The following is a 15,733-nucleotide window of genomic DNA, read 5'->3' on the forward strand; positions in this document are numbered from 1 at the left end:
TAATTCATTGATGAAATTTTCTTGTCATGATGATTTGGTTTTTTTATAGCACTTATCCCAAATCATGCATATAACTTATGGAGTTTCGGGCAAAAACTACCGAAACAATGAATCATTAAAGTCATAAAAAATATCTTAATGTATTCACCACGCTTTAATTTGTTCGATTTGTAGTCTATGGCATTCCCTGACACCAGTTGGAAGTATACCCATTTTTTTTAATGGTCTTCACATCACGACACGCCGCTTTTTCCTTAAAAGGAGAGAGCGGTATTTAGCGTGTGTGGGCAACAACTGGTGTAACAGGGGTACAACATGGCTCAGAACGGTAGCGTTGTTATTGATATTCTTTCTCGTACAAATGGCGCAGTAGTTTCTCAGGTCTCAAACGCCAGCCAGGACGTAACCCTCAATCAAATCAGTATCGTACGCGTCCACGCGACGCGGGACGCCGTCACCAGCTATGAGCGTGTCGGCAACGATCTGGTCATCCACATGAAAGATGGCCGCACAGTCCGCTACCACAGTTTCTTTGATACCGACGGCAAAGGGCACCACAGCGAACTGATTTTTGACGACGGCGTACACCCTATCGAACATGCCGCGTTTGTCGATACCGGCGCGACGGCAGAAGCCGTACCGGTTGTTCCCGCGTATGAAACCATTCCTGACGTCGGTGCGCTGGTCATCGACTCCTCTAATTTTGATCCCGCTGTTTTAGGTGCCGTGCTGGGCGTGCTTGCGCTCGGTGCCGGTATTGCCATTGCCGCAGGTGGCGGCGGTGGTGGTGGCGGTGGCAGCAGCAGTAACAATGGCGGCAGCGACGGCGGCGGAAACGCCGGTGGCGGCAATACCGGCGGAGGCAATACGGGTGGGGGAAATACCGGTGGCGGTAATACCGGCGGAGGTAATACGGGCGGTGGGGATACCGGTGGCGGCAATACGGGTGGCGGCACTGTCGGCGGAGCAGCACCAACCCTGACGCTGGCAGCCTTTGCCAATGAAAATATCGTCAACCAGTCTGCTGTACAAAGTACTCAGACTTTCAGCGGTAGTTCAACTAACGCCGCAGCAGGCAGCACCATCGTGCTGACCATCAACGGCAAAACCTTCACCACGACGGTGGATGGCAGCGGTAACTGGAACGTTCCGCTGTCTGCCAGCGAACTGCAAACACTGGCCGACGGGACTTATGTTATTTCCGTTACCCTGACCAATACGTCGGGTGAAACCGTCACTAAAAGCGTGACCGTGGTGGTGGATACCACGCCGCCAACGCTGACCGTTGATCCCATCGACGGCGACAATGTGATTGATGCCAATGAGCATCAGCAACCTCTGACTCTCACCGGTACGGCATCCGTTTCTGAAGCGGGCCGGTCAGTGGATGTGGTACTCAACGGCGTGCATTACAGCGCCACCGTCGGCGCGGACGGCGTCTGGTCTGTGACCATCCCGGCGAATGTCGTTTCTGCGCTGGCTGAAGGGAATTATACGCTGACGGCTTCCCTGACCGATGCGGCCGGTAACTCGACTTCCACGCCGGAAAGTTTTGTCATCAGTGACAGCGCGGGCGTGCTGACCGTTAATCCGATTTCCGGTGACGGGCAGCTCAATGTCAGCGAAGCACAAAGCGCGCTGGTGATCACCGGCACGACGTCCAATGTGCCCGTCGGCACACCAATTACCGTCACCGTGGGCAGCACGGTGTATAGCACCACCACCACGGCGGGTGGCGGATGGAGCCTGACCCTTTCCCCGGCTGATTTGCAGGCACTCACCGACGGTTCGACAACTGTGACGGTCAGCATGGTGGATTCTCAGGGCAATACCATCAGCCAGACGACGGATCTGATTGTCGCCATTCACGGTGTTCCGCCGACCCTTGATCCGGCATTCGGTGGCGACAATACGCTGGATGCCAGCGAATCCACCACCAGCCAGACGCTGACCGGCCACACCGGTCTGACCGGTGACGGCCAGACGGTGACCGTCACCATTGGCGGCCAGCAAATTACCGGCACCGTAGCCCCTGACGGCACGTTTACCGTCACGGTTCCGCCATCCGTGCTCGGCACTTTGCCGCAGGGCAGCAATAATATCGTGGTCACCGTGACGGATCCGGCGGGCAACCACAACACCATTACCACGCCGGTGAGCGTGGATACGGTCGCGCCGACCCTGACGGTCAATCCGCTGGAAGGCGACGGATATATCAGCGTGGCGGAAGCCGCATCACAAATGACCCTCACCGGTACGGCGTCGGTGTCTGAAGCCGGTCGTCCGGTTGTCGTCACTATTAACGGCGTCGATTATACGGGCGCCATTGTTCAGCCGGATGGCAGCTGGAGCGTGAATATTCCTGCCGGTTCCCTGAGCAATCTCAGTCAGGATGTGACGGTCACTGCGACGCTGACGGATGCCGCAGGTAACGCCACTACCAATACCAGTACTATTCACGTCGCTTCTGACCCGACCCTTCCGCCGCTGATCACGGTGAATACGTTCGCGTCCGATAATATTGTCGATGGTGCCGAGCGCCAGACCGCACAAACGTTAAGCGGTACCACGACGCGCGTTGAAGCCGGGCAAATTGTCACCATCACCCTGAACGGCCACACCTATACGGCGACCGTCGGTGCCAGCGGAAACTGGAGCGTGATTGTTCCGGCGGCGGATATGATTGTGCTGGCTAACGGCCCGCAAACCATTACAGCTACTGTGTCTGATAAAGCCGGGAACGAAGCCGCGCCGGGCACTGACACCTTTAACGTGGATACTGCGCAGGAAGGCATCGCCATTGATCCGGTGACCGGCGATAACGTCATCAACGTGACTGAAACCAATGACGGTATTTTGATCACCGGCACCACGCTGGGCGTCGCGCCGTTTGCGCTGGTGACGGTGACTTTCGGTTCGCTGATCCGCCTGGCGCTGGTTCAGCCAGACGGCAAATGGTCTCTGGCGCTGTCATCAGCAGATCTGCAATCTCTGGGTGCCGATCCGGCGGGTCTGCCGCTTTCTGCCAGCGTGGAAGCGCTAGACGGTACCACGCTGAATAACAGCATCTCTGTCGGGCTGGATAATCTGGCACCCGTGCCAACCCTCAACACGCCATTTGGTGACGGCTATCTGAATATTGCCGAAGCGGCAACGGCTGAAACGCTGAGCGGTACCACTGGCAAAGCCGGTGATGGTCAGACAGTCACTGTAACGATTGGCGGGCATACCTATAACGCTACGGTGGATGGTGCTGGTGCATGGTCGGTGAGCCTGACTTCTGCTGATTTGCAGGCATTACCGCCAGGCAATAATGCGATTGTGGTGAATGTGACTGACAGCGCGGGCAACACCGCGACGCTTAACGGTACTGCCACTGTCGATTTAACCGCGCCAACCCTGACCATCAATCCGGTTTCCGGCGATGGTTATATCAACAATGCCGAAGCTGCGGCTGATATTGCCGTGACCGGTACCGCGTCGATTACCGAGGCCGGCAACACCGTCACGGTGACGATAAACGGCCAGCCTTACACCGGCATTGTGGCGGCAAACGGTCAGTGGACGGTGACTGTTCCGGCTGGCGCCCTGACGGGTGTGGCGGACGGGCAATATCCTGTCACCGTGCAGCTTGCAGATGCCGCAGGTAACAGCACCACTATCACTTCAAATGTTCAGCTGGCAGCCGATCCGGCATCAGCGCCGACCATCACCCTGAATGCCTTTGCTGGCGACAATATTCTTGATGGCGCAGAGCAGCAAACGGCTCAGACCCTCAGCGGGACGACGACGCATGTCGAAGCCGGGCAGGTCGTCAATATTACCCTTAACAGCGTGGTGTACAACGCGACCGTGCAGGCCGATGGCAGCTGGAGCGTCAGCATTCCGTCTTCAGCGCTGGGCGCACTGACCAACGGCACACTGCAAATTGACGTCGCTGTACTGGATAAGGCCGGAAATCAGGCCACCGGCAGCGAATCGTTTACCGTAGATAACACGCTAAGCGGTCTGTCTGTGGATCCGGTCACCGGCGATAACCAGCTGAATGTCCAGGAAGCGGCAGCGGGCGTCACCATCAGCGGCACCTCGGCTAACGTGCCGGTCAACGGTGTGGTGACGATTATCCTTAATGGCAAAACCTATACCGCAACAGTCGGCGTGGGCGGCGGCTGGAGTGCTCAGGTCTCTGCGGCAGATCTGGCTACGCTGAGTGACGGTGAACATACCATCACCGTCAGTGCGACCGATGCCGTCGGGCAAACGGTCACCGGCAGCGATGTGCTGAATGTCATCATTAACAATCTGCCCAATGCCACACTCGATACGCCTTTTGGCGACAGCATTCTTAATGCCGCCGAAGCCGGTGTCAGCCAGACTCTGACCGGGAATACCGGCGTTTCCGGCAGCGGTCAGACGGCTGTTGTGACCTTTGGCGGGCAGGGTTACACCGCAGTTGTCGCCGCCGACGGTTCCTTCTCGGTTTCCGTGCCGTCATCAGTACTGACGGCCCTCGGACAAGGCCCGACTGCTGTGCAGGTGGCGGTGACTGATGCGGCTGGCAACACCAGCAACATTTCTGTGCCGGTATCAGTGGATACCGTCGCGCCAGTAGTCACCATCACCACCCCGGTTGCGGGCGACGGCACCATCAATGCCGCCGAAGCCGGGGCGATTATTCCGGTCAGCGGTACGGCGGGCGCGGGTGAGGCGGGCGACACGGTCACCCTCAGCCTTGGCGGACACACTTATACCGGCACCGTAGCAGCAGGCGGCGGCTGGACCGTTAACATTCCGGCCGATGCGCTGGCGAATGTGGCAAACGGGACTTATACCCTGACCGCGACGGTCACTGATGCCGCAGGCAACGCAGGCACAGCGACGGCACCGGTCACCGTGACCGCAGATCCGACGCTTTTGCCGACCATTGCCATTGATCTCTTTGCCGGAGACGGCACGTTAGACGGCGCGGAACGTACCAACCCGCAAACCGTCAGCGGCACCACCACTCACGTGGAGGCCGGACAAATCGTCACTGTGACCATCGGCGGCATTGATTATCAGGCCACGGTGCTGGCCAGCGGCGCATGGAGTGTTAGCGTTCCGGCAGCCACCTTGCAGACGCTGCTGGACGGCACGGCAACCATTGAGGTATCCGTCACCGATATAGCCGGTAACCCTGCTGTTAACAGTGAAGACTTCACCGTTAACAGTGCGCTGGGCGGCGTGACCATCAACCCGATCACCGGCGATAACAAAATCGACGCCACTGAGGCGGGTACCGGTTTTGACATTAGCGGTAAAACAGTCAATGTGCCGGAAGGAACCGCCGTTACCGTTCAGCTGGGCACGGTGACTTACACCACCCAGACTGATGCTGACGGCAACTGGACCGTCAATGTTCCTTCAACGGATGTCGTCAATCTGGCGGATGGCACCAGCCATGTGATTGTGACCACCGTGACCACCGATCAGGGACAGGTGACTACCACACAGGATTTGGGCATTTACACCACATTGCCGGTACCGACCCTGAATCCGCCGTTTGGCGATGGTCAGTTAGGCACCGACGAAGCGGCTGCAACACAGACTCTGACCGGTTCTACCGGGCTGACCGGCGATGGTCAGACGGTGACCGTGGTGATTGACGGTAATACCCTGACAGGTACCGTAGCGACTGACGGTACCTGGACCGTCACCGTACCGGCTGGCACATTAACCGGTTCGGCAGAAGGCCCGACGCCGGTGGTAGTCAACGTAACTGATGCCGCAGGTAACACGGGCACCACCACCGGTTCTGTGAATGTCGATTTCACATCACCAACGCTGACGCTCAACCCGGTGGCGACGGATAACGTGATTAACGCGCAGGAAGTGGCGGGCGTCATCGAGCTGTCGGGTACTGCCGATGTGGCGGATGCCGGTCAGATAGTCACGCTGCAATTTAACGGTCAGACCTATCAGGCAACCGTTCAGGGCGATGGCTCCTGGTCAACCAACGTTCCGGCGGGCGCGCTGGCCGGTCTGGCAGACGGCAGCTATACACTGACAGCCACGCTGGCTGATCTGGCGGGTAATACCACGACCGTTCCGGAAACGTTCACCGTAGTCGCCGCGAATCCTCCAGTGCCGACCATCGACACGCCATTTGGCGATACTTTCCTTAATCAGCGCGAAGGAGACACCGACCAGACGCTCACCGGCACCACCGGCGTTACGGGCGCAGGTCAGTCCGTCGTCGTGAATATCGGCGGTGTGGATCATACGGCGACTGTCGATGCGGCCGGTATCTGGACGGTTAATATCAGTGCGGCCGATTTGCAGTTAATTACCGAAGGTCCGCAAAACATTGTGGTCACGGCTACCGACAGCGCCGGAAACACGGGCACGGCCAACAGCGCTATCACCGTGGATTACACGCTGCCAACGCTGAGCTTTGATCCGGTGGCGACCGACGACATCATTAATGCTGCTGAAACCTTGCAGCCGGTGGTGATCAGCGGCACATCCGATATCCCGGATGCAGGACAAACCGTTTCTGTGGTGCTGAGCTTCAACAACGTGACGTATACCGCAGTCGTCCAGCCGGACGGCACCTGGAGTTTCACGCTGCCAAGTTCTGTGGTGCAGGCGCTGGCTGATACCACTTACACGCTGTCAGCGACGATCACCGATGCAGCCGGTAACACCACCACAGGCGATCATACCTTCACCGTGGATGCAGCGGCGGCTGACTTGCCAACGCTGACCATCACGGCGGTGTCGGAAGATGATTACATTAATGCGGCAGAGAAAGGCGCCGATATCCCGATCACCGGGACATCCACCAATCTCGAAGTCGGACAGACGGTGGTGGTGAGCTTTAACGGCAAAAACTACAACGCCCTCGTCGGTGCGAATGGCGACTGGACGGCAACCGTGCCGCTGGCGGATCTGGCTACCTTGTCTGACGGGCCAATTACCGTAACAGCGACCTCTGCTGATCTGGCCGGTAACCCGGCGTCAGCGTCGCATAACGCCACCGTGATCGCCCAGCCGGGCGACCTGCCAACGCTGAGCATCAACGCCATTTCCGGCGATGATTACATCAATATCATTGAGCACAATCAGGGGATGACCGTCAGCGGCACCTCCACCCACGTTCCTGTGGGCGGTACGGTGACGGTGGTTATTACCGGCGAAGCCTACACGGCGACCTATACCGCTACCGTGCAGGCTGACGGCAGCTGGAGCTTCCCGATGACGGCGGCGCAGGTTCAGGCAATGCCGGCGGGCAACAATACCTTCACCGCGACTGCGGATGATGTGGCGCAAAACGTCGCCACTGCAACGCATGACGTGGCTGTTGATACAACTGCGCCGATACTGACTGTGACCGTGGATACCGGCGGTGATGACATCATCAATCTGGCAGAAGCTGCGCTGGGTATTCCGGTCAGTGGCACCACGGATCCAAACCTGACCGTGACCGTCACGCTCAACGGAAAAGACTACACTACCATCGCCGACGGTACAGGCGTCTGGAGCCTGACCATTCCGGGCGTGGATGTGCAGGCCATTACCACTGATGGCACTAAAACCATCGGTGTCAGCGTGACCGATTCAGCCGGGAACAATCTTACTACTTCGGCTGATTTCACGCTCTCCTCGCACGCGTTACCAACGCTGACCATTGGCGTGATTGCCGGCGACGGTATTTTGAATATTACTGAAGCGGCCAACGGCTTTAACCTGAGCGGAAGCAGTTCAGGTCTGGCGCCGGGAACTGTTGTGCAGGTTACGGTGCCTGGGCTGGCGGATCCGATTTCCGGTACGGTGAACCCGGACGGACTCGGCTGGACTGCCATCGTTGCGCCAAACCTGCTCAGCGGGCTGACTACCGGTATCGTACAGGTGACCGTGACGGCAGAAGATGTGGCCGGTAACCCGGCGTCTTCCAGCGCAAGTCTGGATATCGAACTGTCTGCGCTGCCTTTACCGACCATCAATACCCCGTTTGTGGATGGCGTGCTTAACGCCACCGAAGCAGCGGGTAATCAGCTGATTACCGGTACAACCGGGATTACCGGCGCGGGTCAGACTGTACTGGTGACTGTTGATGGCACGCCGGTGCTGGCCACCGTCGCCAATGACGGCACCTGGACGGCGACCGTGCCTTCCGGCGTGCTTCAGGGGCTGGCGGATGCCACGCACACCATCAGCGTGACCGCCACCGACAGCGCGGGGAATACCAGTGCGGCCGGTACCCTTGATTTCACGTCGGTGACGCAGGTTCTGCCAGTCGCTGGCATTAACGTGCCATTCGGTGACGGCATTCTGAATCTGGATGAAGCGACCGCGGGCGGCAGCATTACCGGTACCACCGGTATCACCTCGCCGGGGCAAACCGTCACTGTGGTCATTAACGGTAACGCAGTGCCGGTGGTGGTGGATTCTGCTGCCGGAACCTGGACTGTCACTCTGACGCCAGCGCAGTTGCTGGGCTTGCAGGACGGTACCTGGCCGGTTGTCGTGACCGTGACCGACAGTGCGGGCAACACCTCGCCGCTGACGGCATCGGTTGATGTGCGGATCAATAACATTCCGCAACCGACGATTGATCTGCCATTCGGTGACGGCACCCTGAACATTGAGGAATCTGCGGCTGTTGGCGGCCAGACGCTCACCGGATCCACCGGTGTGACTGGCACAGGACAAACCGTCAGCGTGGCGATCGCGGGCATGACCGGCAGTCCGTTTGCGGCAGCCGTCGATCCGGATACCGGAAACTGGACCCTGAACCTGACGCCGGCTCAGCTGGCAACGCTTGGGCTGGCGACCGCGCAGCATGATATTACCGTCACGGCGACCGATTCTGTTGGTAACCATAACGATACGACCATCAGCTTCACTTCACATCTGTCCGGACCGGTACCTGTTATCAATGAACCTTTCCTTGACGGCAGTCTGAATATCGCTGAAGCCGCGGGTGTGAACGTCATCACCGGTAACACCGGCATCACCGGCGACAACCAGAACGTCAAACTGACCATCGACGTGGGCGGCACCACCTATACCGCAACCGTCGATCCGACGACAGGCGACTGGGCGGTCAGCCTGCCTGCGGGCGTGCTGAGCTCTCTGGGCAGTGGCACGCACGATATCAACGTGACGGTGACAGATGCTGCAGGCAACACCACGCCAGCGACATTGCCATTCACCAGCTACCTCACCGTACCGGATGTCACTATCAACACGCCGTTTGGCGATGGTTATCTGAGTGCCGCCGAAGCTGCGACAGCACAGACCATTACCGGAACGACCGGGCTGACAGGCGCGGGACAAACGGTGGTGGTCACCATAGGCGGTCTGACAATTCCGGGCGTGACGGTGGATGCGAACGGCAACTGGACGGCACCTCTTTCAACCAGTGAAATCGCCGATCTGCCGCAGGGCGCGCAGCAAATCTCCGTCACCGTGACTGACGCTGGCGGTAATACCGGTTCGGCCTCGGCCGATGTCGGCATTGCCGTGACGCAACTTCCGACAGTGGCGGTTACGTCCTTTGCCGGTGCCGGTTTTGACCTGACCTATGCAGAAAGCCAGAGCACGCAAACTATCACCGGTACCACGGTGAACGTGCAGGCCGGACAGCAGGTGACGGTTTCAGTCGGCGGCATCAGCCATCAGGCAACGGTGCTGGGCGACGGCACCTGGAGTGCCACCTTTACACCTGCTGAACTGGCAACGCTGGACAGCGCGGACACGATCACCGCTTCTGTTAATGACCTGGCGGGTAACACGGCAAATCTGCCGCTGCCTCAGGCCATTACGGTCAACCTGACGCCGCCAACATTCGCCATCACTATTGATCCGGTGACCGGCGATAACATCATTAACGTGGCGGATGGCAATCCGGCGAACATTACCGTTTCGGGTAAATCAATCAACGTGCCTGACGGTACGCTGGTCAATATCACGGTCGGGGGTGTTCCGCATCTGGCGACAGTCACTGGAGGAACATGGTCGGTATCTGTGGCTGCCGCTGAATTTGTCAATGGCACCACCACTAACGTTACCGCTTCAACACTGATCCCGGCGACCAGTGCCACACAAGGCGTACTGGTGGATACCACGGCGCCAACCCTGACGATCAATGCGTTCACTGGCGACGATGTCCTCAACAGTACCGAGTCGAAATCCGCGCAGGCGATTACCGGTACGGCGGATACCGGCGATGTGGGGCGTGTTGTCGCCGTCACATTGAATGGCAAAACTTACAACGGTACCGTGCAGACGGGCGGCACCTGGTCGGTCAGCGTACCGGCAGCCGATTTGCAGGCATTGCCACAAGGCAACGGCGCAACTAACGTGATCTCCGCGACCCTGACGGACGCGGCAGGCAACGTGGGAACAGCCGTTCCGCACACCGTCACCGTCGATACCGCCGCGCCGTTACTGGCGCTGGATGTGGTCGCCGGTAATAACGTCATTAACCTGGCGGAATCTTTGCTCAATGTGCTGGTCGGCGGGACGTCCAGCGGCGCTGACGGTCAGACGGTGAACGTCACACTGGGCGGTGCGTCCATCGGTACAGCGGTTATTCAGCCGGGCGGGGCATGGTCGCTCAACCTGACGCCAGCGCAGTTGCTGCTGCTTAACGACGGCACACTGACACTGGCGGCGACGGTAACGGATCAGGCGGGTAACACCACCAGCGTCAGTACCGGTCTGGATATCTTCTTCAACAAATTGCTGGACCTGAACGTGGCCAGCGGACTGGGGCTGACCGACGGTTTCCTCAATCTGGCGGAATCTCAGGTAGCACAAACCATCAGCGGCACGGCGATTGGTGCGGGTGTCGGGTCAGTTATCTCGACGGTGATTGACGGCACGCCGCTGTCGGCAGTTGTAGGCGCTAACGGGGTGTGGTCGATGACCATACCGGCAGCCGTGCTCGGCGCACTGACCGATGGCGCGCAGGTTATCGATCTGACCCTGACCGATGCGGCGGGTAACACCAAGGTTGAAGCACTTAATCTTGATGTGCTGAAAACACTGCCGGTGCTGGGCAATCTGGATCCTCTGTTCGGTGGCAACGGCCTGCTGAATGCGGCGGAATCCCTGCTGGCACAAACTATCGGCGGCGTCGCGACGGCGGTTGACGGCACTCAGGTCACCGTGACCCTCGGCGGCAAAACCTATAACACTACCGTGACGGCGGGGACCTGGAATATTCAGATTCAGCCGGGCGATCTGGGCGCACTGCTTGATGGCAATCTGAATCTGGGTATCACCCTGACAGATCCGGCAGGCAACACCTCTTCCACCACTATTCCGGTGGGGATTGCCATCCACAATCTGCCGCAGGTGGTGCTCAACACTGTGTTTGGCGACGGCGTGCTGAATATCGCCGATCTGCTGGTTAATCAGACCATCAGCGGTACTGTTTCCAATGTGGCGGCGGGTACAGCCATTGCGGTGCAGGTTGGGACACAAACCATTAATGGCGTAGTGGATGCGACGGGGCATTTCCTGGTCACCGTTCCGCCGTCCGTTCTCGGCTTACTGAGTGGCACGACCGCAGCAGTCAGCGTGACGGTAGCGGATGCGGCAGGCAACGTCGGCAGTGCTGTGGCGAACGCGGTGCTGGATCTGGTCCAACCGGTCATTAACCTCACCTCGGTACTGGGCGACGGCTTGCTGAATGCGGCTGACGCGCTGACCACGCAGGTGATTGGCGGTACCGTTGGCGGCGTCGCGGCGGGCACGCAGGTGCAGGTCTCGCTGGGCGGGAAAACCTTCCTCGGCGCGACCGATGGTACGGGCGCATTCAGTATCACCCTGCAACCGGGTGACCTGAAAGCGCTGGGCGACGGCACCTTCCCGGTCGTGGTTTCTGTTACGGATGCTGGCGGTAATACCAGCACCAGCAGCAGCACGCTGACTTCCATCATCAACGCAGTACCGAAAATTGTGCTGGATCCTGTTTTCGGTGCAGACGGCATCCTCAACGCGGCGGAAGCACTGCTGACGCAAACCATCAGCGGTACGGTCACCAACGGGCATGTCGGCGAAACGGTCAACATTAACGTCGGCGGCGGCCTGATCAACCTGACGGCAACCGTCGGCAGTGACGGCAAATTCTCCGCTTCACTGACGCCGCTGCAACTTGCCGGATTGCTTGACGGCAATCTGACCATTGTCACCAGCGTGACCGATGAAGTGGGTAACACGGCGTCTAATACCGTGGGGTTGAATGTCGGTATTCACAATCTGCCGTCGATTGTCCTGAATCCGGTCTTTGGCGATGGCGTACTGAACGTGGTTGACCTGCTGACCGGCCAGATCATCAGCGGTATCGCGACTAATGTCGCGCAGGGCACACAAGTGCAGATTTCCCTGAATGGCAAAAACTACCTTGCCAATGTGGGTGTCGGCGGTGTGTTCAGCGTGACGGTGCCGGTGACGGATCTGGGCGCCATTCTCAACGGCACACAGTCGGTGGTCGCCAGCCTGGTGGATGGTTCCGGTAATACGGCGTCAGTCACCAATCTGCTGAGCGTGGTAGCGCAGTCTCTGCCAACCATTACGCTGAATCCGCTGTTTGGCGATGGCCTGCTGAACGCGGCGGATGCATTGCTGACACAAACCATCAGCGGTACCACCACTAACGCGCAGGGATCGACCGTGACCCTGAATGTCGGCGGCAATACCCTGACGGCGCTGGTAAAAGCGGATGGCACCTTCAGCGTCGCTGTTCCGCAGCTGACGCTGGCAAGCCTGCTCGACGGGACGCTGAATGTCGGTGCGTCAATCACTAACGCCGCCGGCCATTCAACCAGCGGCAGCGCAACGGCAACGGTCGGTATTCACACCCTGCCAACGCTGTCACTCGGCTCACTGTTTGGCGGTGACGGTTATCTGAACGCCGCCGAAGCGGGCACTAACACCAATATCACCGGGACCTCCAACCTGCTCAACGGCACGGTGTCGGTCAGTATTGGTGGCGTGACACATACCGGCACCATCACTAACGGTGCGTGGAGTGTGCCGTTTACGTCGGCAGAACTGAAAGGGCTGGCGGATGGCTCAACGCAGGTTTCCGTCTCGGTTGCGGATCTTGTGGGTAACACCGCGATTATCTCTAACCCGCTGAGCGTACTGACGCACGCACTGCCGCTGGTGGCGCTGAACCCGCTGCTCGGGCTGACGCTCGGTGTGGTAGGCGGCATTTTGGGTGGTCAGGGTCTGACCCTGAGCGGAACCAGCCGCAACATCGCACAAGGTGGTCTGGTCAGCGTCACGCTGCTGGGTAATACGCTGGCGGGAACCGTGCAGGCGGACGGTACCTGGACGGTGAAACTGACCAGTGCGCTGCTGAGCAGTTACGGGCTGGTGGGCTTACTGAACGCACTGCTCGGCGCGGTGGTTGAACTGAAAGCGGTCGATGCGGCCGGTAACGGATTCGATGCGCACGTCGGGCTGACGGTAGGTTCAACATTGCCGGCGGACGCCAACGTTGCGCAGGTTCAGTCGCTGTCAGTGGACGATACCCATACGCTGGCGGCGGTTCACACCACCGATACCAGCACAACTACGGATACCTCAGTGACGCACGCCGCCAGCACGCTGACGGATCCGCTGGTCACTGCGGACACCAGTGCTTCAACCACCACCACGCACGACACCACCACGGCAGACACTACCGCGCACGCGGACACGGCGTTCTCCATTGGCGGTATCACCATCGACCTGACGGCAACTGACGGCGTGGCCATCGGTGGCGCGGGTGACGACACCATCTCGGTTCATACCCTCGATTTCTCGCAAATCGACGGCGGCACCGGTGTCGATACCTTACTGCTGGCGGGTACCAATCAGCATCTGGATCTGACCGTACTCGGGCTGAAAGTCGAGCATATCGACATCTTCGACCTGGGCAATTCCGGCACCAACAGCATTTCCCTGAACCTGCATGAGGCGCTGAACGTGAAGGATAACCCGACCGATGAAGTGATCATCAAAGGGGGCGAGGGCAGTCTGGTCAATCTGCAAATGGGCACCGACGGCGCATGGAACGAAACCGGGCAACGCACGGTGGATGGCCTGACCTTCGACGTTTACCACAACGCGTCAATGGATACCTCGAACACCCTGGGAGACGTTCTGGTGCAACACGGTCTGCACGTACAACAGAGTTAATTTCTGTACTCCTCCCCCTGCGAAGGGGGAGGCGGGGAGGGGGTTTTGCTGGCGTCTGCGATGCCATTGATACCCCGCCCCAACCCTCCCCTTTGCAGGGGAGGAATCAGTAAAAAAACAAAAAAAATCGGCGTAATTAAGTGGTGTCGGTAATGAAAAAAAAGAGAGCAATACGGCAAATCGCCGTTGTGTTGGGCACCTTGTGTCTGACGGGATTAACAGGGAATACGGGTGTGATGGCGGCGGAAAAACAGCCGGAATTTAACTGGCAGGCGGCACCAACGGAGGAAATGCGCGCCAGCCTGACGTTACGGGATGCTATTTTGCGGGCGTTCGCGCGTAATCCGCAAATTGCGGAAGCGGCGGCGCAAATCCGCGTGGGCGGCGGGAATCTGGATGCGGCGAAAAGTGCGTGGTATCCGCAGGTTTCATTACAAGGGTCAGCGGGGCAATCCCGGCAGACCTATTCATCGGGCGATCAGAGCAGCAACGGGTCGGCGGGTATTCAGCTCAGCCAGCTGCTGTGGGACTTTGGCAAAACCAACGGCAGTATCGGTGAGCAGGAATACCTGTCTGATTCCTATCGCTTTTCTCTTTACAGCACCATGACTGACGTGGCGCTGAGCACCATGCAGGCGTATCTCTCGGTGAAACGCTTTCAGGCGTTAAGCGTGGCGGCGCAGGACAATATCGAATCGCTCACCCGCGTGAAAGATACCGCGAAACTGCGCTCTGACGCCGGGCTGAGTTCTCAGTCAGACGTGTTGCAGGCGGAAACCCGCATTGCCGGGATGCGTGCCACCGTTGAACAATATCGCGCTCAGGAGCGTTCCGCACAGGCGCAGCTGACCGTGCTGACCGGTGTTGTCTCAAATAACTTGCCGGATCTGCCGGAAAGTCTTCTCAATCAGAAAGTCACTCTCGACAAAATCCCCTACGAAAACAGCACACTGGTGCGTGCCGCGCAGGCCAAGCAACAGGCCGCGATTGAGCAGGTCAATCAGGCGGAGGCGCAACACTGGCCGACGGTCAAAGTTCAGGCCGGTCGCACCCGTTATGACAATAACGGCAACACCGGTTCTTACTGGGATGACCAGCTCCAGCTGGCGGTAGATGCCCCGGTGTATCAGGGCGGCGCGGTCAGTGCCAAAGTCCGGGCGGCAGAAGGGCAACGGCAGGCCGCGCAGGCGGATGTCGAAAAAGCCAAGCTGGATATCAACCAAAAAGCGTCCACCGCTTACGCCGACATGATCGGCGGGCAGCAGCGGCAGGTCGCGGGCGAAGAGCAGTATGCCAGCGCCACGCACACCCGCAGCGTCTATCAGGACGAATACAAACTCAGCAAACGCAGCCTGAACGATTTGCTCAGCGTTGAGCAGGACGTATTTCAGGCCGACACATCGCGCATTGGCGCGCTCTACGACGGGTGGGATGCCACTGTGCGTTATGCCGCCGCCGTGGACAATCTGGTCGATATGTTAGGCATCGACCGGCAGAAACAAACAGGTGACACCATCCCGGCGCTGTAAGGCGAAACAGGCCGTGGGAAAAC

At 59.0% G+C, this 15,733-nt stretch carries 2 protein-coding genes; both read left to right on the plus strand.

From position 1 onward, the window contains the following. Nucleotides 1-315 precede the first annotated feature (315 nt). Nucleotides 316-14,181: an Ig-like domain-containing protein gene (locus tag ACJY2G_RS07865; RefSeq protein WP_439291607.1), complete on the plus strand. Its 13,866-nt coding sequence runs from the start codon at nt 316-318 to the stop codon at nt 14,179-14,181. Between the two features lie 152 nt (nt 14,182-14,333). Then, nucleotides 14,334-15,710 (plus strand): TolC family outer membrane protein, encoded by a 1,377-nt coding sequence (locus ACJY2G_RS07870; protein WP_120162048.1) that lies wholly within the window; start codon nt 14,334-14,336, stop codon nt 15,708-15,710. The last annotated feature ends 23 nt before the right edge of the window (nt 15,711-15,733 follow it).

Source organism: Rahnella sp. ATs2, from assembly GCF_051851855.1.
Taxonomy (GTDB): domain Bacteria; phylum Pseudomonadota; class Gammaproteobacteria; order Enterobacterales; family Enterobacteriaceae; genus Rahnella; species Rahnella variigena.